The organism is Sanguibacter suaedae (assembly GCF_016342785.1).
GTDB classification, from domain to species: Bacteria; Actinomycetota; Actinomycetes; order Actinomycetales; family Cellulomonadaceae; genus Sanguibacter; species Sanguibacter suaedae.
The window spans coordinates 1-22,545 of sequence record NZ_JAEINH010000021.1 but is presented as its reverse complement, the minus strand read 5'-3'; the positions used below and the strand labels follow the sequence as shown (position 1 = coordinate 22,545).

The 22,545-nt window shown below is 73.5% G+C and carries 23 protein-coding genes; 22 read left to right on the top strand and 1 reads right to left on the bottom strand.

Features of this window, described 5'->3' with window-relative positions:
• The 20 genes from tilS to JAV76_RS14520 form a co-directional block, all read left to right on the top strand.
• Positions 1 to 884 (top strand): tRNA lysidine(34) synthetase TilS (gene tilS, locus JAV76_RS14620; RefSeq protein ID WP_198734805.1); only part of this gene is annotated, 884 nt, incomplete at its 5' end.
• Positions 871 to 1,425, top strand: coding sequence for a hypoxanthine phosphoribosyltransferase (gene hpt / locus JAV76_RS14615; protein ID WP_198734804.1), 555 nt, complete (start codon positions 871 to 873; stop codon positions 1,423 to 1,425). The genes tilS and hpt, both read left to right, overlap by 14 nt.
• 153 nt (positions 1,426 to 1,578) lie before the next feature.
• Positions 1,579 to 3,642: an ATP-dependent zinc metalloprotease FtsH gene (gene ftsH, locus JAV76_RS14610; RefSeq protein WP_198734812.1), complete on the top strand. Its 2,064-nt coding sequence runs from the start codon at positions 1,579 to 1,581 to the stop codon at positions 3,640 to 3,642.
• A 61-nt stretch (positions 3,643 to 3,703) separates the two neighbouring features.
• Positions 3,704 to 4,285, top strand: coding sequence for a GTP cyclohydrolase I FolE (folE, locus tag JAV76_RS14605; protein ID WP_307844282.1), 582 nt, complete (start codon positions 3,704 to 3,706; stop codon positions 4,283 to 4,285).
• 65 nt (positions 4,286 to 4,350) lie between these two features.
• Entirely contained in the window at positions 4,351 to 5,184 is an 834-nt protein-coding gene (gene folP / locus JAV76_RS14600) for a dihydropteroate synthase (protein WP_198734811.1), read from the top strand.
• Complete coding sequence (gene folK / locus JAV76_RS15025; protein WP_230402363.1) at positions 5,181 to 7,103, top strand: 2-amino-4-hydroxy-6-hydroxymethyldihydropteridine diphosphokinase; 1,923 nt, start codon at positions 5,181 to 5,183, stop codon at positions 7,101 to 7,103. The genes folP and folK overlap by 4 nt, the downstream gene beginning before the upstream one ends.
• Entirely contained in the window at positions 7,100 to 7,585 is a 486-nt protein-coding gene (locus JAV76_RS14585; protein WP_230402362.1) for a DUF3180 family protein, read from the top strand. Before folK ends, JAV76_RS14585 begins: the two co-directional genes overlap by 4 nt.
• On the top strand, positions 7,578 to 8,078 hold the full coding sequence (locus JAV76_RS14580) for a PH domain-containing protein (RefSeq protein ID WP_198734802.1): 501 nt from the start codon (positions 7,578 to 7,580) through the stop codon (positions 8,076 to 8,078). Before JAV76_RS14585 ends, JAV76_RS14580 begins: the two co-directional genes overlap by 8 nt.
• Complete coding sequence (locus JAV76_RS14575) at positions 8,075 to 9,685, top strand: PH domain-containing protein (RefSeq protein ID WP_198734801.1); 1,611 nt, start codon at positions 8,075 to 8,077, stop codon at positions 9,683 to 9,685. Before JAV76_RS14580 ends, JAV76_RS14575 begins: the two co-directional genes overlap by 4 nt.
• A complete protein-coding gene (locus JAV76_RS14570; RefSeq protein WP_198734800.1) occupies positions 9,682 to 10,647 on the top strand; it encodes a Rossmann-like and DUF2520 domain-containing protein in 966 nt (321 codons plus the stop codon). Before JAV76_RS14575 ends, JAV76_RS14570 begins: the two co-directional genes overlap by 4 nt.
• On the top strand, positions 10,644 to 11,549 hold the full coding sequence (gene panC, locus JAV76_RS14565) for a pantoate--beta-alanine ligase (RefSeq protein ID WP_198734799.1): 906 nt from the start codon (positions 10,644 to 10,646) through the stop codon (positions 11,547 to 11,549). Before JAV76_RS14570 ends, panC begins: the two co-directional genes overlap by 4 nt.
• Positions 11,550 to 11,569: 20 nt before the next feature.
• Complete coding sequence (gene panD / locus JAV76_RS14560; protein WP_230402361.1) at positions 11,570 to 12,001, top strand: aspartate 1-decarboxylase; 432 nt, start codon at positions 11,570 to 11,572, stop codon at positions 11,999 to 12,001.
• Positions 11,998 to 13,755: an L-aspartate oxidase gene (locus tag JAV76_RS14555; RefSeq protein WP_198734798.1), complete on the top strand. Its 1,758-nt coding sequence runs from the start codon at positions 11,998 to 12,000 to the stop codon at positions 13,753 to 13,755. The genes panD and JAV76_RS14555 overlap by 4 nt, the downstream gene beginning before the upstream one ends.
• Positions 13,756 to 13,820: 65 nt before the next feature.
• Positions 13,821 to 14,384, top strand: a complete 564-nt coding sequence (locus JAV76_RS14550; protein WP_198734797.1) for an ArsR/SmtB family transcription factor — start codon at positions 13,821 to 13,823, stop codon at positions 14,382 to 14,384.
• 5 nt (positions 14,385 to 14,389) lie between these two features.
• Positions 14,390 to 15,610 (top strand): MFS transporter, encoded by a 1,221-nt coding sequence (locus JAV76_RS14545; protein ID WP_307844279.1) that lies wholly within the window; start codon positions 14,390 to 14,392, stop codon positions 15,608 to 15,610.
• A gap of 10 nt (positions 15,611 to 15,620) precedes the next feature.
• Positions 15,621 to 16,535 (top strand): carboxylating nicotinate-nucleotide diphosphorylase, encoded by a 915-nt coding sequence (gene nadC, locus JAV76_RS14540; RefSeq protein WP_198734796.1) that lies wholly within the window; start codon positions 15,621 to 15,623, stop codon positions 16,533 to 16,535.
• A 9-nt stretch (positions 16,536 to 16,544) separates the two neighbouring features.
• Positions 16,545 to 18,089 (top strand): lysine--tRNA ligase, encoded by a 1,545-nt coding sequence (gene lysS, locus JAV76_RS14535; RefSeq protein WP_372403711.1) that lies wholly within the window; start codon positions 16,545 to 16,547, stop codon positions 18,087 to 18,089.
• Positions 18,090 to 18,123: 34 nt separating this feature from the next.
• Positions 18,124 to 18,315, top strand: coding sequence for a hypothetical protein (locus JAV76_RS14530; protein ID WP_198734795.1), 192 nt, complete (start codon positions 18,124 to 18,126; stop codon positions 18,313 to 18,315).
• Positions 18,316 to 18,403: 88 nt separating this feature from the next.
• Complete coding sequence (locus tag JAV76_RS14525) at positions 18,404 to 18,745, top strand: histone-like nucleoid-structuring protein Lsr2 (RefSeq protein WP_198734794.1); 342 nt, start codon at positions 18,404 to 18,406, stop codon at positions 18,743 to 18,745.
• A gap of 171 nt (positions 18,746 to 18,916) precedes the next feature.
• A complete protein-coding gene (locus tag JAV76_RS14520) occupies positions 18,917 to 19,966 on the top strand; it encodes a lactonase family protein (protein WP_198734793.1) in 1,050 nt (349 codons plus the stop codon).
• A 63-nt stretch (positions 19,967 to 20,029) separates the two neighbouring features.
• Here the strand turns inward: JAV76_RS14520 and JAV76_RS14515 are convergent, their stop codons facing one another.
• Positions 20,030 to 20,347 (bottom strand): (2Fe-2S)-binding protein, encoded by a 318-nt coding sequence (locus JAV76_RS14515; protein WP_198734792.1) that lies wholly within the window; start codon positions 20,345 to 20,347, stop codon positions 20,030 to 20,032.
• Between the two features lie 159 nt (positions 20,348 to 20,506).
• Here JAV76_RS14515 and mshA point away from each other — a divergent pair, with 159 nt between their 5' ends.
• Positions 20,507 to 21,745: a D-inositol-3-phosphate glycosyltransferase gene (mshA, locus tag JAV76_RS14510; protein WP_198734791.1), complete on the top strand. Its 1,239-nt coding sequence runs from the start codon at positions 20,507 to 20,509 to the stop codon at positions 21,743 to 21,745.
• Positions 21,746 to 21,816: 71 nt separating this feature from the next.
• Positions 21,817 to 22,545: phosphoglyceromutase (locus tag JAV76_RS14505; RefSeq protein ID WP_198734790.1), on the top strand; the 729-nt coding region annotated here is incomplete at its 3' end.

Genomic DNA, 22,545 nt, shown 5'->3' with positions numbered 1-22,545 from the left:
TGGTCGACCACGACCTGGCGGACGGCAGCGCGGCCGTCGCGGGCACGGCAGCCCAGCGGTGCCGTGACCTCGGTCTGGGACCCGTCGACGTCGTCCGGGTCGACGTCCCGACGGGGCCCGGGGCCGGGGGGCTCGAGGCGGCCGCCCGGGACGCCCGCTACGCGGCGCTCGACGCCGCCGCCGACAGGCACGGGGCCGTCGCGATCCTCCTCGGTCACACGCTGGACGACCAGGCGGAGACAGTCCTCCTCGGGCTCGCCCGCGGGTCGGGTGCCCGGTCGCTCGCCGGGATGCGCGCACGGAACGGCCTGCTGCTGCGTCCCTTCCTCGGCCTCCGGCGCTCCGGGACGGAGCGGGTCTGCCGTGACCTCGGCCTCACCTGGTGGGACGACCCGACGAACGACGGCACCGTCGACAGGGCGCCGCTGCGGTCCCGGGTCCGCACGTCCGTCCTGCCGGTGCTCGAGGACGTCCTCGGTCCCGGTGTCACCGAGGCGCTCGCCCGCACCGCCGACCAGCTCCACGACGACGACGTCGCGCTGTCGTCGGCGGCCGAGGACCTGCTGAGCCGTGCGCAGCCACAGGGCGGTGGGCTCGACCCGGAGGTCCTCCTCGGAGCCCCGGCCGCCGTCCGCACGCGCGCGCTACGGCGCGCGGCCGTCGCCGCCGGGAGCGCGCCCGGGGCCCTCGCGCGTCGGCACGTCCTCGAGATCGACAGGCTCGTCACGGAGTGGCACGGGCAGGGCCCCGTGCACCTGCCGGGCGCGGTCCTGGCACGTCGTGACTGTGGCAGGCTTGTCCTCGAGCGCGCGACGGCCGGACGGCCCGCGACGGAACCATCCACCACCCGACCGACCGAGGAGTCTTCCCGTGGGACCAGCTGACAACGGCGACATCGAGAGCGTCCTGCTCAGCGAGACGGAGATCGGGGCCAAGCTCGACGAGATGGCCGCCCGCATCGACGCCGACTACGAGGGCAAGGACCTCCTCCTCGTGGGAGTGCTCAAGGGCGCGATCATGGTCATGGCCGACCTGTCCCGGCGGATCACCCACCGCGACGTCGAGATGGACTGGATGGCGGTCTCGTCGTACGGGTCCGGCACCAAGTCGTCGGGTGTGGTCCGCATCCTCAAGGACCTCGACGCCGACCTCAGCGGCCGGCACGTCCTCGTGGTCGAGGACATCATCGACTCGGGCCTGACCCTGTCGTGGCTCGTCTCGAACCTCCGCAGCCGAGGTCCCGCCTCCGTCGAGGTCGCGTCGCTGCTCCGCAAGCCCACTGCGGCCAAGGTCGAGGTCGACGTCCGGTACGTCGGCTTCGACATCCCCAACGAGTTCGTCGTGGGGTACGGCCTCGACTACGCCGAGAAGTTCCGGACACTCCCGTACGTGGGGACCCTCGCGCCGCACGTCTACTCGAGCTGAACCCCCGGCGGCGCGGCCCGGCCGCGCTGCCGCACGACTTAGCGCCCTGGGCGAACAGGGCGCGACCGACCAGCAAAACCTCAGGTAGCGCGTGTAGTTTCGACGTCCTACCCAGTGCGCGAGCGGAAGGATGCGGGGATCGCCCCGTCGCCGATGAACATCAAGCGTCTTTTCAGTGGGCCGTTCCTGTGGATCGTCCTCGGTCTCGTCATCCTCGGTTTCGCCCTGTCGGCCGTCCTCGGTGACAAGGTCTCCAAGATCGACACGTCGAAGGGCCTGGAGCTCCTCGCCGGTGACACGGTCGAGCAGGCCCTCGTCGTCGACGGTGACCAGCGGGTGCGGCTCACCCTCACCGAGGACCTCACGGTCGACGGCGAGAACCTCGGGCGGGACGTCGAGTTCCTCTACGTCGAGCCCCAGGGCGAGCAGGTCGTGGCGGCCGTCGTGGCCGCCGACCCCGACAAGGGCTACAACTCGGAGATCGCCCGAGCAGGCTTCTTCGCGTCCATGCTGTCCGTGCTCGTGCCGTTCCTCATCATCGGCGTGATCTTCTACTTCATCCTCAGCCGGATGCAGGGTGGCGGCTCGCGCGTCATGGGCTTCGGCAAGTCCAAGGCGAAGCTCGTGAGCAAGGACACCCCGCAGGTGACCTTCTCGGACGTCGCCGGTGCGGACGAGGCCGTCGAGGAGCTCCGCGAGATCAAGGAGTTCCTCTCCGAGCCCGCGAAGTTCCAGGCCGTCGGCGCCAAGATCCCCAAGGGCGTCCTGCTCTACGGGTCCCCGGGAACCGGGAAGACCCTCCTCGCCCGCGCGGTCGCCGGCGAGGCCGGGGTCCCCTTCTACACGATCTCCGGCTCGGACTTCGTCGAGATGTTCGTGGGCGTCGGTGCGTCCCGCGTCCGGGACCTGTTCCAGCAGGCCAAGGAGAACTCCCCGGCGATCATCTTCGTCGACGAGATCGACGCCGTGGGGCGCCACCGTGGCGCGGGCATGGGGGGCGGTCACGACGAGCGCGAGCAGACGCTCAACCAGCTCCTCGTCGAGATGGACGGGTTCGACGTCAAGACGAACGTCATCCTCATCGCGGCCACGAACCGTCCCGACATCCTCGACCCGGCGCTCCTGCGCCCGGGACGCTTCGACCGGCAGATCGCCGTCGAGCCGCCCGACCTCCAGGGCCGCACCGACATCCTCACGGTGCACGCCAAGGGCAAGCCGCTCGTCGACGACGTCGACCTGCGCGCGGTCGCCCGCCGCACCCCGGGATTCTCCGGTGCCGACCTCGCGAACGTCCTCAACGAGGCCGCGCTCCTCACGGCGCGCAGCGGCGCCCAGCTCATCGACGACCGCGCGCTCGACGAGGCGATCGACCGTGTCATCGCCGGTCCGCAGAAGCGCACCCGGGTGATGAACATCAAGGAGCAGAAGATCACGGCGTACCACGAGGGCGGGCACGCCCTGGTGGCGGCCGCCATGCGGTACACCGACCCCGTGACGAAGGTGACGATCCTGCCCCGCGGCCGTGCGCTCGGCTACACGATGGTCATGCCCACCGAGGACAAGTACTCGACCACCCGCAACGAGCTGCTCGATCAGCTCGCGTACGCCATGGGTGGCCGCGTCGCCGAGGAGATCGTCTTCCACGACCCCACGACGGGCGCCTCGAACGACATCGAGAAGGCCAGCGCGACGGCCCGGAAGATGGTCACGGAGTACGGCATGAGCGAGCGGGTCGGGGCGATCAAGCTCGGCCAGGGCTCGAGCGAGCCGTTCATGGGGCGCGACATGGGGCACCAGCGCGACTACTCCGAGTCGGTCGCCGGCACCGTGGACCACGAGGTCCGCAAGCTCGTCGAGTCCGCCCACGACGAGGCCTGGGAGGTGCTCGTCGAGTACCGGGACGTCCTGGACGACCTCGTCCTGCAGCTCCTGGAGAAGGAGACCCTCAACCAGCAGGAGCTGGCCGAGATCTTCGCCCCCGTGGTCAAGCGCCCGCCGCGCGACGTGTGGCTCTCCAGCGAGCAGCGCGCCGTGTCCGAGCGCCCGCCCGTCCTCACGGCGGCGGAGCGCGCCGCCCACGGCGACGGTCCCGTGATCCCCGAGGACGAGGCAGCCGCTGCCCGCGAGGAGAAGCCGGCCGCACCCGTCTCCGAGGTCCCGCCCGGCGGGACGGTCGAGCTCGACAAGACCGAGCCGCCCGCCGACGGGACGGTCTGACGTGGTGACGGGCGGCCCCGACGACCTCGTCGGGGCGACCGACCCCTCGGGGCCGACCACGGTGGCGCGCAGCGTGGACGGCGTCGACGTGCCGCGGGCGCGCGCCGCGGTCCGCGAGCTGCTCCTCGCCGTCGGCGAGGACCCCGACCGCGAAGGGCTCCGTGACACCCCGGACCGCGTGGCGCGCGCCTACGCGGAGACCTTCGCCGGGCTCCGTCAGGACCCGACGCAGGTGCTCAGCGCGTCGTTCGACATCGGTCACGAGGAGATGGTCCTCGTGAAGGACATCGAGGTGTACTCCACCTGCGAGCACCACCTCGTGCCCTTCCACGGTGTCGCCCACGTCGGGTACATCCCCGGCCCCGACGGGCGGGTCACCGGGCTGAGCAAGCTCGCGCGCCTCGTCGACGTCTACGCCCGCCGCCCCCAGGTGCAGGAGCGCCTCACCGCGCAGGTCGCCGACGCCCTCGTGGCCGCCCTCGCACCGCGCGGTGCGATCGTCGTCGTCGAGTGCGAGCACCTCTGCATGTCCATGCGCGGGGTGCGCAAGCCCGGTTCCCGGACGGTGACGTCCGCGGTCCGCGGCCAGATGCGCGACAGCGCCACCCGTGCGGAGGCCATGAGCCTCATCATCGGGCGCTGAGGGACCGACCCGTGCGTCACCCTGCGCCGCTGCCCGCGCACCTCGCGGTCGACCGCACCCTCGTCATGGGGGTCGTCAACGTCACGCCCGACTCCTTCTCCGACGGGGGCCGGTGGTTCGAGCCCGCCGCTGCCGTCGCGCACGGCCTGGCGCTCGTCGAGCAGGGCGCGGACCTCCTCGACGTGGGTGGGGAGTCGACCCGGCCGGGCGCCGCGCGGGTCGCGCTCGAGGACGAGCTCGAGCGCGTGCTCCCGGTGGTACGCGAGCTCGCCGCGCGCGGTGCGGCCGTGTCGGTGGACACGACGCGGGCCGAGGTGGCACGCCGTGCCGTCGACGCGGGCGCGCTCGTCGTGAACGACGTCTCCGGGGGACTGGCGGACCCGGGGATGGCGGATGTCGTCGCCGACACCGGGGTCGTGCTCGTCGTCATGCACTGGCGGGGCCCTGCGGACGTCATGGACCGGCTCGACGACTACGGTGACGTCGTCGTCGACGTGCGCGACGAGCTGCAGCAGCGCGTGGAGGCCCTCACCGGGGCAGGGGTGCGGCGCGAGCAGCTCGTCCTCGACCCCGGGCTGGGGTTCTCCAAGGCAGGCTCGGCGAACTGGCCGCTGCTCGCCCGTCTCGACGAGCTCGCCGCGCTCGACCTGCCCGTGCTCGTCGGGGCGTCGCGCAAGCGGTTCCTCGGGCACCTCCTCGCCGACGCCGACGGGACGCCCGCACCGCCGCTCGAGCGTGACGGGGCGACGGCAGCCGTGAGTACGCTGGCTGCTGCGGCGGGGGCGTGGTGCGTCCGGGTGCACGACGTGCCCGGGTCGGTGGACGCGGTCCACGTCGCTCAGGCATGGTTGGGCGCGCGACGGCGCAGCGGACGAGAGACGGACGGGGACACCCCATGAGCACGGTGGCACAACGGTCGGTCGTGGGCGACAGCGGGTACCCGCTCGACCAGATCACCTTGCGAGGCGTCGCCGCGCGCGGTTTCCACGGCGTCCTCGACAGCGAGCGGCGCACCGGCCAGGACTTCAGCGCTGACGTCACCCTGTACCTGGACACCCGCGCCGCCGCGCGCGGGGACGACCTCGACGCCACGGTGAGCTACGCGGTCGTCGCGCAGGACGTCGCGGACATCCTCGCGGGTGCGCCCGTGAACCTCGTCGAGACGGTCGCCGAGGCCATCGCCGCCTCGGCGCTGTCCCACCGCCTCGTCCTCGCCGTCGACGTCACCGTGCACAAGCCCCAGGCGCCCATCCCGGTGCCCTTCGCGGACGTGACCGTGACCATCCACCGGGACCGCGTCAACGTTCCCGTGGTGCCACCGGTCCTCGAGGAGACCGCACCCTCCGGCCTCGCCCATGACCCCGTGCACCACGTCGTCGAGCCCGAGCCCGTGCAGGCCCGCGAGGCCGTCCCTGAACCCGTCGAGGCGCCGGCGCTGCCCCCCGTGCCGCCCCCACCACCGCCGAGCACAGCGGATCCCGTCGAGGAGCCGGCGTCACCGGGCGACGGCCCGAACCTCGATGCCGGCCCCGACCAGCCGAGCCGCACCGAGCCCGTCCACGGTGACCCCGTGCACAGCGATCCCGTCCGCTCCCTCCCCGAGCCGGACCGGTTCGGGTCGACGTCGATCCTTCCCCGCGTGCTCGACGGCACGCGGGCGGCGGAGCCGTCGACGGCAGGAGCCCCGGGGCCCGTCGTCCCCACCGGTCCCGTCGTGCCGGTCGGTTCCGTCAGCGCTTCCGAGCGGCGTCCGACGTCGGGCCCGACAGTCATCGGCAGGCGTGTCGCTCCCGCTCCGTCGGCCGAGGAGATCGGCCGGAGCGAGGCCTCCGCCCCGGACGGCGAGCGACCCCGCCGCCCCGAGGTCTTCGGTGTCGTCCGCCGGCCGGCGGCGCAGACCGGTGACACACCGGCCCAGGCACGCACGGCGCCCGCTCGCAGCGCGGACGTGGGCGAGACGAGCATCATGCCGCCCCTCCCCGGTATCGGGTCACCTGCGCAGAGCCCCCGGGCCGCGACGCCCCCGGCCGGGGAACCGCGGGCGACGACCGCTGCGCCTGCTACGCCGCCGGCCGTCCCCGTGGCCGCCGGACGGGACGACGTGACGCTCGACGACCGCGACGACGGACCCGACGCGACCACGGTGCTCAACCTCACGATGGACCGCATGGACTCCCTGCCGTCCGCGCCGGTGGACGTCGTCCTCGCTCTCGGCGCCAACCTCGGCGAGGCCCAGGAGACCCTGCGTCGCGCGGTCGCCGAGCTCTCCGCGCTGCCCACGGTCGACGTCGTGTCCGTCGGGCCGCTCGCCCGGACCGAGGCCGTGGGGGGCCCGGAGCAGCCGGACTACCTCAACACCGTCGTCCTCGCCCGCACCACGCTCTCGGCGCGCGACCTCCTCCACGCCTGCCAGGCCGTCGAGCAGGACCACGGCCGCACCCGCGCCGAGCGGTGGGGACCACGGACCCTCGACATCGACATCGTCCTGTACGGCGCCCTCCTCGACTCCGCGGACGACCTCGAGCTCCCGCACCCGCGGGCCCACGAACGGGCGTTCGTCCTCGCCCCGTGGGCCCACGTCGACCCCGACGCGGTGCTGCCGGGCCTCGGCGGCGGGCCCGTCGCCGCCCTCGCGGCGACCGCCCCGGACAGGGACGGTATCCGCTGGCTCGCGCTCGACTGGCTGCAGGAGAGCGACGACGCCCCGGGTGTGCGGCGCGGCGCGTCGCACACGGGCCCGACCCCGACGGGACAGGCGCACACCGGGCCCACGCGGACCACGGACGACGACCCGCCCGCGCAGCCGTCCGCACCATGATGGGCCGCACCAGGGTCTCGACCCTCGCGCTGATCGCCGGGGGCGTGCTCGTCGTCGGCTGGGGCGGCCTCGCGCTCCTGTCCCGTCGAGGCAACTACCTCGCCCCCGTCCCGTGGGCCGTGACGATCCTGCTCCTGCTCCTCGCGGCCGTCGTCCTGTGGGCCGCGCGCGCTGTCCGGGCCTACCTGCGCGGCGACCGACCGAACCTCGACCCGTTGCGGGCCGCGCGGACCGCGGCGCTCGCGAAGGCCGCGGCCGTGGCGGGCGCGCTGCTCGTCGGGTGGTACGGGGCGCAGGTCCTCCTCGCGCTCCAGGAGATCGCGTTCGAGCCCCAGCAGGACCGTGCGCTCGCGGCCGGTGCAGCCTGCGTGGCGGCCGTCGTGCTCACCGCGGCCGGGCTCGTCGGGGAAGGCCACTGCCGCCTCCCCCCTCCGGATGAGGGCGACGCCCTCGACATGCGACAGGATGGTGCCCATGACTGACACGACCGACTCCGAGCTCTTCGACCCGGCCGGCATCGAGTGGCAACCCGTGTCGCCGAGGCTCGCGACCGCCCGGTTCATCCTCCTCGCGGTGTTCGTCGGCGGACCGCTCGTCGTCTTCGCCGTCCTGGGCGCCGTCCTCTCGACCACGTGGCCGTGGATCGTCGCCGGGGCCCTCGCCGTCCTCGGGGTCCTCGTCGCCCTGGTCGTGGGGCGCCAGGTGCGGTCCATCGGCTACGCCGAGCGTGACGAGGACCTGCTCGTCCGCAAGGGGGTCCTCTTCCGTTCGCTCGTCGTCGTCCCGTACGGGCGCATGCAGTTCGTCGACGTCTCGGCCGGCCCCCTCGCACGCAAGCTCGGCATCGCGTCCGTCCAGCTCCACACGGCCTCGCCGTCGACCGACGCGAACATCGACGGTCTCCCGCCCGCGGAGGCGGCGCGCGTCCGCGACCGGCTCGCCTCGAGGGGCGAAGCCCGGCTGGCGGGACTGTGAGCACCGGGGCCCCCCTCCCTCCGGAGCCCTCGCCCGGGGCGCCCGTCACCGCCGGCCTCCCGGACGGCAAGGACACCGCCCCCGACGCGCAGGCCGACCTCGAGTGGCGCCGTCTGCACCCCGTGACACCGCTCGTGCGCGGGTGGGCCGTCATCGCCGTCGCCATCTTCTTCTTCGGGCAGCAGTCGGTCGAGGGCATGGCGGCAGGCGAGGGAGCCGGGCTGCCCACGGACAGCTGGCTCCTCGTCGTCGGCGGGCTCCTCGCAGTGGGCCTCGTCGTGGGGCTGTTCTCCTGGTTGTCGTGGCGCATGATGCGGTACGCGTACGACGCGGACGCCGTCCACGTGCACTCCGGGATCCTCTTCCGGCAGCAGCGCAAGGTCCGGCTCGACCGCCTCCAGGCGATCGACGTGGTCAAGCCGCTCCTCGCCCGGTTCTTCGGGCTCGCCGAGCTCAAGCTCGAGGTCGCCGGCGGCCTCGACTCCGGCGTGAAGCTCGGTTTCCTCCGGGACGCCGACGCGGCACGCCTGCGCAACGCGCTCCTCGCCCGCGCCGCAGGAGCCGTCGAGGAGGACGGCAGCGCACCGGTCGTCGAGGCCCCGGAACGACAGGTCCTCGACCTGCCCGTGGGGCGCCTCGTCGGGTCGCTCCTGCTGTCCGTCGCCGCGATCCTCCTGCTCCTCGCCGCCGTGGGTGCCGTCGTCGCCACCGTCGTCTCGGGCAACGTGGGGGTCCTCGCGCCCCTCGTGCCCGGCATCATCGGCGTGGGGGCGTTCCTCGGCGGACGTTTCACCGGGGACTTCGGCTTCACGGGGGCGATCTCGCCCGACGGGATCCGGCTGCGCCGTGGTCTCCTCGAGACGCGCTCGCAGACGATCCCCCCGGGCCGCGTCCAGGCCATCCGCCTCCGGCAAGGGGTCCTGTGGCGGCGCTTCGACTGGTGGCGCGTGGAGGTCAACGTCGCGGGCTACGGCCTGGACATGGGGTCCACGACGCAGGCGAGCACGGTCCTGCTCCCGGTGGGCACGCGCGACGACGCCCTGCGCGCCCTGTGGCTCGTGCTCCCCGACCTCGGCACCGAGGACCCGACCAGCGTCCTCCACGCGGCCATGTCGGGCTCCGGTGAGGATCACGGCTTCACGACGAGCCCCCGCAGCGCCCGCTGGCTCGACCCCCTGTCGTGGTCGCGCAACGGCTTCGCCGTGCTCGGTCGCGGTCTGCTCATCAGGCGCGGGCGCCTCGTGCGCAGCGTCGTCATGGTGCCGCACGAGCGGACCCAGTCGATCGGTGTGACGCAGGGACCGCTGCAGCGCCGGCTCGACGTCGGGACGGTCGTCCTCCACTCGACGACGGGGCCCGTGATCCCTCAGGTGGTCCACCTCGCCGTGCACGACGCCGGCGTCCTGGTCCGCGACCAGGCGGAGCGCGCCCGCGACGCCCGCAAGCACGCGGGACCCGAACGGTGGATGGAGGCCCTCGCCGTCGGCGAGGCGATCCCCGAGGCCGGAGTTCCCGAGGCCGAGCCCCTTGCGCGGGTCGCTGCCCCGCAGCCGGACGAGAGCCCGGTTCCCCCGGCACCCGGGCCCGTCGGCGAGGCCCCCCGGTGAGCGCCGGCCCTGCGCGTGACGCGCGGGCGGACGGCCCGGGAGCGTCCCGACCCGGCCGGTTGGGCGTCGGGGTGGTCGGCGCGGGCCGGGTGGGTGCGGTGCTCGGCAGCGCCCTGCGTTCCGTGGGCCACGCGGTGGTCGGTGCGTCGGGGATCTCCGAGGCGTCCCGGGAGCGCATCGACACGCTCCTCCCGGGGGTCCCGGTGCTCGACGTGCAGGACGTCGTGGAGCGCGCCGAGCTGGTGCTCGTCGCCGTGCCCGACGACGCCCTCGAGGGGCTGGTCGCCGGTCTCGCGGAGACCGGGCGGTGGCAGCCGGGGCAGATCGTCGTCCACACGTCGGGCAGGTTCGGTGCCGAGGTCCTCGCCCCGGCCCGTGCGCGCGGCGCGATCCCTGTGGCGATCCACCCGGCCATGACGTTCACCGGGACCTCGCTGGATCTGTCGCGTCTCGAGGGTGCGACGTTCGCGGTGACCGCACCGGGACCGGTGCTCCCCATCGGGCAGGCCCTCGTCGTCGAGATCGGTGGCGAGCCCGTCGTGGTGCCCGAGGCGGACCGCGGCCTCTACCACGCGGCGCTGGCGCACGGCGCGAACCACCTGGTGGTCCTCGTCGCCCAGGCGGCGCAGGCCCTCCAGGTGGCCGGGGTGGAGAACCCCGGCCGTGCGCTGGGCCCGCTGCTCCACGCCGCCCTCGACGGTGCGCTGCGGGCCGCCGACGGGGTCGCGGACCCGGTGTCGACGCTCACCGGACCGGTCGTCCGCGGCGACGTGGGGACGGTCCGTGCGCACCTCGACGTCCTCGTCGACCTCGCCTCGCACCGGGATGCCGCCGACACCCCGGCGTCGTACCGCGCGCTGAGCCGCGCCGCGACCGCGCGGGCGCTGTCCGCCGGACGGCTCGGGGAGGCGGCGGCGCGGGACCTTCTCGACGCCCTGGTGGAACCGGAGGTGGAGGCATGACCCGCCCTCTCGTCGTCCCGACCCGCGCAGCCCTCGCCGAGACCCTCGCGGGACGGCCGGCAGGCAGACGCGCCGTCGTCATGACGATGGGCGCCCTCCACGAGGGGCACCTCGAGCTGGTCCGCGCGGCACGGGCGCAGGCGGACGAGGTGGTCGTCACCATCTTCGTGAACCCCCTGCAGTTCGGGCCGGGCGAGGACCTCGACGCGTACCCGCGCCGGCTCGAGGTGGACGTCGACATCCTGACGGGCGAGGGCGTCGACGTCGTGTTCGCCCCCTCCGTCGAGGACATGTACCCGGGGGGCGAGCCGTTGGTGCGTGTCGCGTCGGGCCGTCTCGGGACGCTCCTCGAGGGGCGCACCCGGCCAGGCCACTTCGACGGGGTGCTCACGGTCGTGCTCCGCCTGCTCAACCTCGTGCGCCCGGATGTCGCGGTCTTCGGGGAGAAGGACGCCCAGCAGCTGCTCCTCGTGCGGCGGATGGTGGCGGACCTCGCGGTGCCCGTCGTCGTCCACGGCGTGCCGATCGTGCGGGACACGGACGGCCTGGCCCTCTCGTCCCGCAACGCGTACCTCTCGGCGGACGAGCGCCGCCGCGCGCTCGTCCTGCCCGGTGCGCTGCGGGCCGGGACGGACGCGGCGGCGCAGGGCGGGACGCCGGACGACGTCCGGGCGGCAGCCCTCGGGAAGTTCGCGGGCTCCCCGGACGTTGTGCTGGACTACGTGGCTCTGGTGGACCCGTCCACCGTGGAGGACGTACCGGTAACCTACGCAGGTCCGGCCCTGCTGCTCGTCGCGGCGTGGTCCGGGTCCACACGACTGATCGACAACACGGCGGTGGAGCTGTCTCCCCGCGGGACCGTCCCCGCGCAGCGACCGCCCGGCCCAGGAGGCTCCCAGTGACGTCCTTGCAACGTCCCATGATGATCGCGAAGATCCACCGCGCGACCGTGACGCAGGCCGACCTGCACTACGTCGGGTCCATCACCGTCGACGTCGACCTGCTCGAGGCGGCGGACATCCTGCCGGGTCAGCAGGTGGACGTGGTCGACGTGACGAACGGCTCGCGCCTGACCACCTACGCGATCCCGGGGGAGCGCGGCTCCGGTCAGGTGTGCATCAACGGCGCTGCCGCGCACCTGGTCCACCCCGGCGACACGGTGATCCTCATCGCGTACGGCATGCTCGCCGACGCGGAGGCGCGGACGTTCATGCCGCACGTCGTGTTCGTCGACGGCGACAACCGGATCGTGGAGGTCTCGGGGGAGCCCGGGCAGGTCCCCGACGGGTTCGGTCTCGAGCCGAGCGGCCTCGACATCGCCCCGTTCCAGGTGTCCCTCGGCGCACAGGCGTGACACCGACGGTCGACGCCGAGGCGTCGGCGCAGGAGGTCGCTGACGCCCCCACGGTGCTGGCGACGACGCTGGCGGCACCCGAGCCGGGGTGGGTGGCGGAGGCCGACGTGGTCGTCGTCGGGTCGGGGATCGCGGGCCTGACCGCGGCGCTCGAGCTGCGGACGCGCGTCCCGCGGGTCCTGCTCGTCACCAAGGGCGAGCTGTCGTCCGGGTCGACGGTGTGGGCCCAGGGCGGGATCGCGGCCGCTCTGCACCCGAGCGACTCGCCGGCCGCGCACCTCGAGGACACGCTCGTCGCCGGAGCAGGGGTGTGCGACCGGGCGGCCGTGGAGGTCCTCGTGACCGAGGGGCCGGCGCGCGTGCGCCAGCTCGTGGGGCTGGGCACCCTCTTCGACACCGGTGACGGTGGTGAGATGGCGCTGACCCGTGAGGGCGGGCACCACGCGGACCGGATCGCCCACGCGGGTGGCGACGCGACGGGCGCCGAGATCTCCCGTGCGCTGGTCGCCCAGCTCGAGGCGGTGCGCAACGACCCGGGCATCGAGGTGATCGAGCACGCGCTCGTCATCGACCTCCTGACGTCCGCGGGGCCGGTGGCCCCGGCGACCCCCGGGGGTGAGCGTCGGGCCGTGTGCGGCGTGACGCTCCATGTCCGCGGGGAGGGTAGCCGCGACGGTGTGGGCGCGGTCCGTGCCCGGGCGGTCGTCCTCGCCACGGGGGGCGTGGGCCAGGTCTACCTGTCGTCGACCAATCCTCCGCAGGCCACGGGGGACGGCATCGCGGCCGCGTTGCGCGCCGGGGCGGACCTGGGGGACCTCGAGTTCGTGCAGTTCCACCCGACGGTCCTGTGGCTGGGTTCGGCCGCCCGGGGTCAGCTGACGCTCGTCTCGGAGGCCGTCCGGGGAGAGGGGGCGTACCTCGTGGACACGGACGGGCAGCGGTTCATGCCGGCCGTGCACCCCATGGCGGAGCTCGCACCGCGGGACGTCGTGGCGCACGCGATCGTGCGGCAGATGGAGGCGACGGGGTCCGACCACGTCCTCCTCGACGCCCGTCACCTGGGGGCGGACTTCCTGCGCCGTCGGTTCCCGACGATCACGGAGCGGCTCCGCGAGCAGGGCTTCGACATCACGGAGGAACCGGTGCCGGTCGCTCCTGCCCAGCACTACCACTCGGGTGGTGTGGTGACGAACCTCGACGGGCGCACGACGGTGCGGGGTCTGTACGCGGTGGGTGAGGTGGCGTGCACGGGCGTGCACGGCGCGAACCGGCTCGCGTCGAACTCGTTGCTCGAGGGTCTGGTGTTCGCGCACCGGGCGGCCGCGGACATCGCCGCACGCATGGCTGCCGGTGAGCTGCCGTTGCAGCAGGCGGTGCCGCGCAGTGGGCCCACGGGCCTGGTGATGTCGGCGACACGGTCCCGGATCCAACGGGTCTCGACGCGCGGCTCGGGTGTCCTGCGCACCCGGGAGAGCCTGGCGGAGGCGGCCCGAGGGCTCGCCGGCGTGCGGACGGACGCCCACCTCGCGACGGCGGACGACGTGGGTCCGTCGGCGCAGCCGCAGGCTGCCGAGTGGGAGACGAGCAACGTCCACCAGGTGGCGACCGTGCTCACCGCGGCGGCGGCCGCGCGGACGGAGAGCAGGGGTGGGCACTTCCGTGCGGACCACCCGCTGACGGACCCGGGCTGGGAGCGCCGGGTGGTGGTGCGGCTCGGGGACGACGGTGTGCTCGAGGTGGACGCGGGGACCTGACGAGGAGCCCTGAGCGTTCCACAACAGATCTTGTACAAGGTTCGTTGTGGAACTAGGGTTCCCTCATGGACACCGCCTCCCTCCGCGCCCTCGCGCACCCGGTCCGGCTGAAGATGCTCGCGGAGCTCCGCTCCCACGGGCCCGCGACCGTCGGGCGCCTCGCCGAGCGCCTCGGTCTCGCCGCGGGCTCGGCGAGCTACCACCTGCGGACCCTCGCCGAGCACGGCCTCGTCGTCGAGCTCACCACCCCGCCCGACGGGCACTCCCAGGACCGGCGCACCCGGTGGTGGGACGCCGCCCACCGCACCACGACCTGGGAGCCCGGCGACCACCGCCACGACCCCGAGGCCGCCGCCGCGAGCCGGGACCTCGAAGCCACCATCATCGACGGTTACCGGGAGCGCGCCCTCGCCGCGCTCGACCTCCGCCCCGACCTCCCCGCGCCCTGGCAGGACGTCGCCTACCTCGGGGACGACCGCCTGACCCTCACCCTCGCCGAGGCCGAGCAGCTGCGCGGAGAGCTCGAGGAGCTGCTCGAGCGGTGGTCCGCCCGCCCGGCCCCGGTCGCACCCGCGGAGACCCGCCCGGTCATGCTCGTCGTCCAGTCCTACCCCGACCTCCTCGGCTGACCGCCGTGCACGGTCTCCTCACGGCCCACGTCCTCGCGGTCCTCGGCAACGCGGTCACCCTCGTCGCCCTCCCGCTGTACGTCTACGGCGAGACGGGCAGCGCCGCCCTCACGGGTGTGCTCGCCGTCGCCACCTCCCTGCCCGTCGTCCTCGGTGGCGCGCTCGGGGGTGTCCTCGTCGACCGGTTCGGGTACCGCCGCTCCTCGATGGTCTCCGACCTCGTCGGTGCCGCGACCATCGGGGCGGTCCCGCTGCTCCACGTCACGGTGGGACTGCCGATGTGGCTCCTCCTCGTGCTCGTCTTCGCCACCGGGCTGCTGGACGCCCCGGGCCAGGGCGCCCGCACGGCGCTCGTCCCGGAGGCCGCCGGGAGGGGCGGGGTGCCGCTCGAGAGGGCGATGGGTTGGTGGGGCGCGGGGCAACGGGCGGCCACCATGGTGGGAGCCCCGCTCGCAGGGCTCCTCGTCGCCTGGTGGGGACCGGTCGTCGTGCTCGTCGTCAACGCGGCGACGTTCCTCGTGTCCGCCGCCCTCGTCCGGTGGGCGGTGCCCGCGTCCCTCGAGACGGCCCCGGCCGAGCCCGAGCCGGTCCTCACCTACCGCCACGAGCTCCTCGCGGGCCTGCGGGTGCTGTGGGCCTCGCCCCTCCTGCGGGCGGTGGTCGCCATGGTGCTGCTCACCAACGCGCTCGACATCGGCCTCCTCAGCGTCGCGCTGCCCGTGTACGCGGAGGTCCACCTCGGCGGCGCCCGGGCCTACGGCCTGCTCGTCGGGCTGTTCGGAGCCGGTGCGCTCGCCGGTGCGCTCCTGTACGGCGCCGTGGGGCACCGGCTCCCACGACGCTGGGTCTTCGCCGTGGGGTTCGCGCTCACGGGGCCGCCCATGTGCCTGGTCCTCGCGGCCACACCCGGCGTGGTCGCCTGCGCGACGGCGCTCGTCGTGGGCGGCATCGCCGCAGGCTCCATCAACCCCGTCCTCGGGACGGTCCTCCTCGAGCAGGTGCCCGCCCGCATGCGTGCGCGGGTCAACGGCGCGGTGAGCGCAGGGGCATGGTCCGCGATGCCCGTCGGTGCGCTCGGCGCAGGTCTGCTCATCGACGGCGCCGGGGTGGCGGCGTCCCTCGCGATCATGGGTGCGCTGTACCTCGTGATCGTCACCGGGCCCTTCGTCCTCCCCGTGTGGCGTGGGCTCGACCGGCCGGCCGTGGAGGCCGTCCCCGCGGGGTAGGTTGGGCGCCGTGATCGACGACACCCTGAACAGTGACGCTGCAGACCTCGACCCGTCGTGGGTCGCCGACGTCGTGCGGCGCACGCTCGACGAGGACCTCGGGGGTTTCCCCGGCCGGGACGTCACGACCTTCCCGACGATCGCCCCCGACGCCGTCGCCACCGCGCACCTGGTGGCCCGCGCCGACGGGGTCGTCGCGGGCCTCGCCGTTGTCCCGGAGGCCGTCGCGCAGGTCGCCGACCGGTTCGGGCTCCCGCCCGTCGACGTCCGTCTCGTGGCCCGTGACGGGGACCGGGTCGCGGCAGGCAGCGTGCTCGCTGAGCTCCGCGGGCCCACCCGGGTGCTCCTCGTCGCGGAACGCTCGCTGCTCAACCTCGCCAGCCGCGCGTCGGGCGTCGCGACGGCGACCCGCCGGTGGGCCGACGCCCTCGAGGGCACGGGCACCACGGTCCTCGACACCCGCAAGACCACGCCCGGCCTGCGCGTCCTCGAGAAGTACGCCGTCCGCTGCGGCGGCGGGACCAACAAGCGCATGGGCCTGCACGACGTCGCGATGGTCAAGGACAACCACGTGGTCGCCGCGGGCTCCGTGACCGCCGCCGTCGCGGCGGTCCGTGCCGGGTACCCCGACGTCCTCGTCCAGGTCGAGGCGGACACCGTGGACCAGGCGGTCGAGGCGGTCGGCGCGGGGGCGCGGTTCCTCCTGCTCGACAACATGGGGCCCGCTGCGCTCGCCGCGGCGGTCGTCGCGGTCCGTGCGCTCGAGCCGACGGTAGGGAGGGTGGAGCTCGAGGCCACGGGGAACCTCACGCTCGACGTCGCGGCGCAGGTCGCGGCAGCGGGCGTCGACTACATGTCCGTGGGCGCGCTGACCCACTCGGCGCCCATCCTCGACCTCGCTCTCGACCTGCTCCCGGGCGACTAGGATCGGGGGGTGACTCCTGCCGACCGCCCCGCCCCTGTCGACGCCCCTCTGGACCCCGCCACCGGCGAGGACGACCTTCCCGAGCAGCTGCGCGTGCGCCGTGAGAAGCGCGACCGCATCGTGCAGGCCGGCGGGGAGGCGTACCCGGTCTCGGTGCCGCGCACGCACACGATCGCCGAGGTGCGGTCCGCGTACGCGCACCTCGAGCAGGGTCAGGAGACGGACGACACCGCGGGTGTCGCCGGTCGCGTCGTGTTCCTGCGCAACACCGGCAAGCTGTGCTTCGTCACGCTCCAGGACGGGGCGGGGGCACGCCTGCAGGTCATGCTCAGCCAGGCCGTCGTGGGGGAGGAGTCCCTCGCCGCCTTCAAGGCGGACGTCGACCTCGGTGACCACCTCTTCGCGCACGGGAGGGTCATCAGCTCGCGCCGTGGCGAGCTGAGCATCTTCGCCGACTCGTGGCAGATCGCCTCGAAGTCCCTGCGGCCCCTGCCGGTGCTCCACAAGGAGCTGTCCGAGGAGGGTCGGGTGCGCCAGCGCTACGTCGACCTCATCGCGCGGCCCGCCGCGCGCGACGCGGCCCGGCTGCGTGCCGGCGTCGTGCGGTCGTTGCGCGACAACCTCCACGGGCGTGACTTCATGGAGATCGAGACGCCGATGCTCCAGCCCATCCACGGTGGTGCGTCGGCGCGTCCTTTCCAGACCCACATGAATGCCTTCGACATGGATCTTTTCCTGCGCGTCGCGCCGGAGCTGTTCCTCAAGCGCGCTGTGGTCGGTGGTATCGAGCGGGTCTTCGAGATCAACCGCAACTTCCGCAACGAGGGCGCTGACTCCTCGCACTCCCCGGAGTTCGCGATGCTCGAGGCCTACGAGGCGTACGGCGATTACGACACGATGGCCGAGCTCACGCGAAACCTCGTCCAGTCGGCCGCGCAGGAAGTGATGGGCGGGACCGTCGTGACGCTCCCTGACGGAGAGGAATACGACCTCGGCGGCGAATGGGCGCAGATCACCATGTACGGGTCGCTGTCCGAAGCGCTCGGTGAGGAGATCACGCCGCGGACGAGCGTCGAAGAACTCACCAGACGTGCAGAAAGTGTAGAGATCTCGATCGACCCGAAGAAGGTCAATCACGGCAAGCTCGTCGAAGAGCTCTGGGAGCACCACGTCGGTGACGGCCTGTACGCGCCGACCTTCGTGCGGGACTTCCCCGTCGAGACGTCGCCGCTCACGCGCGACCACCGGAGCGAGCCCGGGCAGGTCGAGAAGTGGGACCTCTACGTCCGCGGGTTCGAGCTCGCGACGGCGTACTCGGAGCTCGTGGACCCCGTGATCCAGCGGCAGCGGTTCGAGGCCCAGGCCCGCTTGGCCGCTGCCGGTGACGTGGAGGCCATGGTCCTCGACGAGGACTTCCTCACCGCCATGGAGCACGCCATGCCGCCCAGCGGAGGCATGGGCATGGGGATCGACCGGCTCCTCATGGCGCTCACCGGCCTCGGGATCCGTGAGACCATCCTCTTCCCCCTGGTGAAGCCTCTCTCCCAGGGATGACGGGCGCGCCGTCGGCCCGTCGTACAGTGGTCCCGTGAGTACATTCTGGGCCGGCGTCGCGGCACTCGTCCCCTCGGTCGGCGTGGGCGTCCTGTTCTACCTCGCGATGCGATTCATCGTCCGAGCGGACCGGAACGAACGCGAGAACCTCGCGGAATTGGACCGGCTGTCGCCTCGCGGCGAGAACGAGAAATCGGGGCAGGCCGGCAGCGACCCGGATCGTTAGACATTGCTAATCTCGAGCATCTGACGCAGAATGTCCGCAGGGGGCATGTTTATCAGGCCCGAAGCGACAGATTGGTGAGGTGCCCATAGTGGCTCAGAAGGTTCAGGTCATTCTCGTGGACGACCTCGATGGTGGGAGCGCGGACGAGACCGTCTCGTTCTCCCTCGACGGTGTGTCGTACGAGATCGACCTCTCTACGGACAATGCGGCACAGCTGCGCGAGTCGCTCGCCTCGTGGGTCGGTCACGCACGCAAGGTCGGCCGTTCCACCGCCCGTCCCTCTGCGAAGCGCAGCACCCGCGGGTCGGGGACGACGTCCGGCAGCTCGGCGAACGCCATCCGCGAGTGGGCCCGGTCCAACGGGTACACCGTGAACGAGCGCGGGCGCATCTCCGCGGAGATCAAGGCGGCGTACACCGCCGCACACTGAGTCGTCGGCCCGACGGCCACGACGAGACGCTCGATGCACCTGCGGGTGGTGGGTCATTGACCCGCCACCCGCAGGTGTGTCCGGACATGTGCCGTGCCCGGACCGGGCACGGCACGCACGGCACGCACGGCACGCACGGCACGCACGGCACGGCACCTCGAGGAGGACACGATGCGGCACCTGTACCTCGGCACGTACCCCGACGGCGGCCCGGCGGGCTCGGGCGAGGGGATCTGGTCCCTCGGGTTCGACCAGGAGGCGCGGGTGTTCACCGAACCCCGCCTGCTCGTCGCGACGCCGGCTCCGACGTTCGTGGCACAGCACCCCACGCAACCGCGCGTCTACGCGGTGAGCGAGACGTCCCCCGGCACCGTCTCTGCGTTCGCGGTGACCCCGGACGGTCTCGACCCCCGGGGGAGCGTGGACGTCCGCGGCGCGGACCCGTGCCACGTCGTGGCGCTGCGGGACGCCCTGTGGGTGTGCAGCTATTCGTCGGGGACGTTCAGCGCCCTCCCGCTCGACGAGCACGGTGACCTCCGGGACGAGGTCGTGGCGTTCGACCACGACGGGTCGGGGCCTGTCGAGGAGCGGCAGGAGGGCCCCCACGCCCACTCCGCGCTCGCCACCCCGTGCGGCCGGTTCGTGTGGGTGATGGACCTCGGGACCGACGAGGTGCGTCGCTACCGGCGGTCCGACGGGTCGGCCGCGCGGCTCGTCCCGGACGGTACGGCGGCCGTCCTCCCGGCCGGCGCAGGGCCTCGGCACGCCGCGGTGCACGAGAGCGGGACGGTGTTCGTGGCCGGGGAGCTGGACTCGCGCGTCCACGTCCTCAGTACGGACCGCTCGTCGGGCTCCGGCGTCGTCGTCGCGTCCTCCCCGGCCTGTGCGACGCCGGGCCCGGACGGCTCCGCCGGCTTCCCGTCGCACGTGGCGCTGAGCGCGGACGGGACGCGGCTGTACGTCGCCGTCCGTGGGCCGGACGTGCTGTCGACGTTCGCCGTGCACGACGGGGCGCGGCTCGAGCACCTCGGCGACGCGTCGGTCGGGGGTGCCTGGCCCCGGCACTTCGCGGTCCTGGACGACGGGCGCGACGGTGACGTCGTGGTCGTCGCCAACCAGGGCTCGTCCGACGTGACGGCGGTGCACGTGGACGCCCGCGGGAGGGGACGCGTCGTGGCGTCCGTCGCGGTGCCGGTCCCGTCCTGCGTGCTGCCTGCCTGAGCAGGAGGTGGATCTTCCGCCCGCCCGCCGGGTCGCGGCGGGCTCGCGGAAGGGTTCAGGGGGTCAGAGCGGTCGGACCTTGAGGAGCTCGACGTCGACGATGCCGGCGACGGTCGGCAGGCAGTGCCCGCAGCCCCCACCGGCCCGGGTGAGGACCTGGACGTCGTCGAGGGAGCCGCAGGAGCCGTCTGCGAGCACCCGGCGGATCTCGCCGGCGCTGACGTTGTTGCACTGGCACACGAGGTGGTCGTCCGCGAGGGCCTCGCAGGACTCCGCGTCGAGGGGCACCACGGTGGTGGCGTCCTCGGGCGAGTCGTCGAGCAGGAGGCGCAGGGCGGCGAGCGGGTCCGCCGTGCCTAGGGGTGCACCGTGCTGTTCCATGCGTCAATGCTCCGTGACGCCTCGTCAGGTCGGCTGGGACCTTCGGCCCGGACCCGTCGCGGGCGCGGTCCGCGGCGGTCGACCCCCTGGTCGTGACCGTGCGGCCGGACCCCCGTCCAGGTGCGAGACTGGGTGGATGCACGACGACCGCAGGTGCGCATGACGCACGTCTCACCACGGGTGGCGATGCTGTCCGTGCACACCTCGCCCCTCGAGCAGCCCGGGACGGGTGACGCGGGGGGCATGAACGTCTACGTCACGGAGCTGTCGGCTGCGCTCGCCCGGCGCGGTGCGGACGTCGAGATCTTCACGCGACGCACGGCGTCCACGCAGCCGGACGTCGTCGAGGTGTCCGACGGCGTGGTGGTCCGTCACGTGACCGCTGGGCCGTTCGAGGGTCTCGACAAGAACGACCTCCCGGGCCAGCTCTGCTACTTCTCCGCCGGGGTGCTGCGCACGGAGGCCGCTCGGCAGGCGGGGTGGTACGACGTCGTGCACTCCCACTACTGGTTGTCCGGCCAAGCCGGGTGGCTCGCCGCGGACCGCTGGGGCGTGCCACTGGTCCACGCCATGCACACGACGGCCCGCGTGAAGAACGCGAGCCTCGCGCCGGGCGACGCCCCGGAGCCGATGGGCCGCGTCATCGGTGAGGAGCAGGTGGTCCAGGAGGCGCACGCCCTCATCGCGAACACGCCTCAGGAGGCCGACGACCTCGTCGCCGAGTACCACGCGGACCCCGCGCGGGTGCACGTCGTGACGCCGGGTGTCGACCTGGGGACGTTCACCCCCGACGGGCCGGGCAGGGACGTCGAGCGTGCCGCGCTCGGGCTGCCGCTCGACCGTCCCGTCGTGCTCTTCGCGGGCCGGGTCCAGCTGCTCAAGGCCCCGGACGTGCTCGTCCGGGCGCTGGGCGTCCTCGCGGACCGTGGGGACGCGGTGCCCCTGCTCGTGGTCCTCGGGGGCCCGAGCGGGCGGCCGACGGCGCTGCGTGAGCTGCAGGCGCTCGCCTACCAGGTGGGCGTCGAGGCGGACGTCGTGTTCCGAGACCCCGTGCCCCGCCCCGAGCTCGCGCGCTGGTTCCGCGCGGTCGACGTCGTCGCGGTGCCCTCCCGCAGCGAGTCCTTCGGCCTCGTCGCCGTCGAGGCCCAGGCCTGCGGGACACCCGTGGTGGCCGCCGACGTCGGTGGTCTGCGCACCGCGGTGAGCGACGGCGTGTCCGGTGTCCTGGTCCCGGGGCACGACCCGCACGCGTGGGCGCGGACCCTCCACGACCTGGTGCGCGACGACGTCCGCAGGGCGGGGCTCGCGCGGGGCGCCCTCGCCGCGGCAGGGCGTTTCAGCTGGGACACGGCGGCCGAGCAGACCCTCGAGGTCTACGATCTCGCGCGTCGCGGCTGACGGGACCGGGGCGGGCGTCCACCGGCCGAAGGACCCACGCACGGATCTCCCGCGTGGGGCAGGATGGGACCATGACATACACCCTTGTGCTGCTCCGTCACGGCGAGAGCGAGTGGAACGCGAAGAACCTGTTCACCGGCTGGGTCGACGTGCCCCTCTCCGAGAAGGGCGTCGCCGAGGCGAAGCGCGGTGGGACGCTCCTCACCGACGCGGGGATCCTCCCCGACGTCGTCCACACGTCGCTCCTGCGCCGCGCCATCACCACCGCGAGCCTGGCCCTCGACTCGGCCGACCGTCACTGGATCCCCGTGAAGCGCAGCTGGCGCCTCAACGAGCGCCACTACGGCGCTCTCCAGGGCAAGGACAAGAAGCAGACCCTCGCCGAGTTCGGCGAGGAGCAGTTCATGCTGTGGCGCCGCTCCTACGACGTGCCGCCGCCCGCCATCGAGCTGGGCTCCGAGTTCTCGCAGGACACGGACCCCCGCTACGCGGACGCACCCGTCGTCGAGTCCGAGTGCCTCAAGGACGTCCTCGTCCGCGCCCTGCCCTACTGGGAGGGTGAGGTCGTCCCCGACCTCAAGGCGGGCAGGACGGTCCTCGTGGCGGCTCACGGCAACTCGCTGCGTGCCATCATCAAGCACCTCGACGGCATCGACGACGAGACCATCGCGGGCCTCAACGTCCCCACGGGCATCCCGCTCGTCTACGAGCTCGACGAGGACCTCAAGCCCGTCGTCCCCGGGGGCCGTTACCTCGACGCGGACGCCGCGGCAGCAGCCATCCAGGCCGTCGCCAACCAG

Excerpts from the sequence above, each read along its gene's own strand:
- panC (WP_198734799.1), top strand. The coding sequence starts at position 10,644 with ATGACCCGCCCTCTCGTCGTCCCGACCCGCGCAGCCCTCGCCGAGACC.
- ftsH (WP_198734812.1), top strand. The coding sequence starts at position 1,579 with ATGAACATCAAGCGTCTTTTCAGTGGGCCGTTCCTGTGGATCGTCCTC.
- folP (WP_198734811.1), top strand. The coding sequence starts at position 4,351 with ATGGGGGTCGTCAACGTCACGCCCGACTCCTTCTCCGACGGGGGCCGG.
- JAV76_RS14580 (WP_198734802.1), top strand. The coding sequence starts at position 7,578 with ATGACTGACACGACCGACTCCGAGCTCTTCGACCCGGCCGGCATCGAG.
- panD (WP_230402361.1), top strand. The coding sequence starts at position 11,570 with ATGATCGCGAAGATCCACCGCGCGACCGTGACGCAGGCCGACCTGCAC.
- JAV76_RS14515 (WP_198734792.1), bottom strand. The coding sequence starts at position 20,347 with ATGGAACAGCACGGTGCACCCCTAGGCACGGCGGACCCGCTCGCCGCC.
- mshA (WP_198734791.1), top strand. The coding sequence starts at position 20,507 with ATGACGCACGTCTCACCACGGGTGGCGATGCTGTCCGTGCACACCTCG.
- JAV76_RS14550 (WP_198734797.1), top strand. The coding sequence starts at position 13,821 with ATGGACACCGCCTCCCTCCGCGCCCTCGCGCACCCGGTCCGGCTGAAG.
- JAV76_RS14585 (WP_230402362.1), top strand. The coding sequence starts at position 7,100 with ATGATGGGCCGCACCAGGGTCTCGACCCTCGCGCTGATCGCCGGGGGC.
- JAV76_RS14520 (WP_198734793.1), top strand. The coding sequence starts at position 18,917 with ATGCGGCACCTGTACCTCGGCACGTACCCCGACGGCGGCCCGGCGGGC.
- folK (WP_230402363.1), top strand. The coding sequence starts at position 5,181 with ATGAGCACGGTGGCACAACGGTCGGTCGTGGGCGACAGCGGGTACCCG.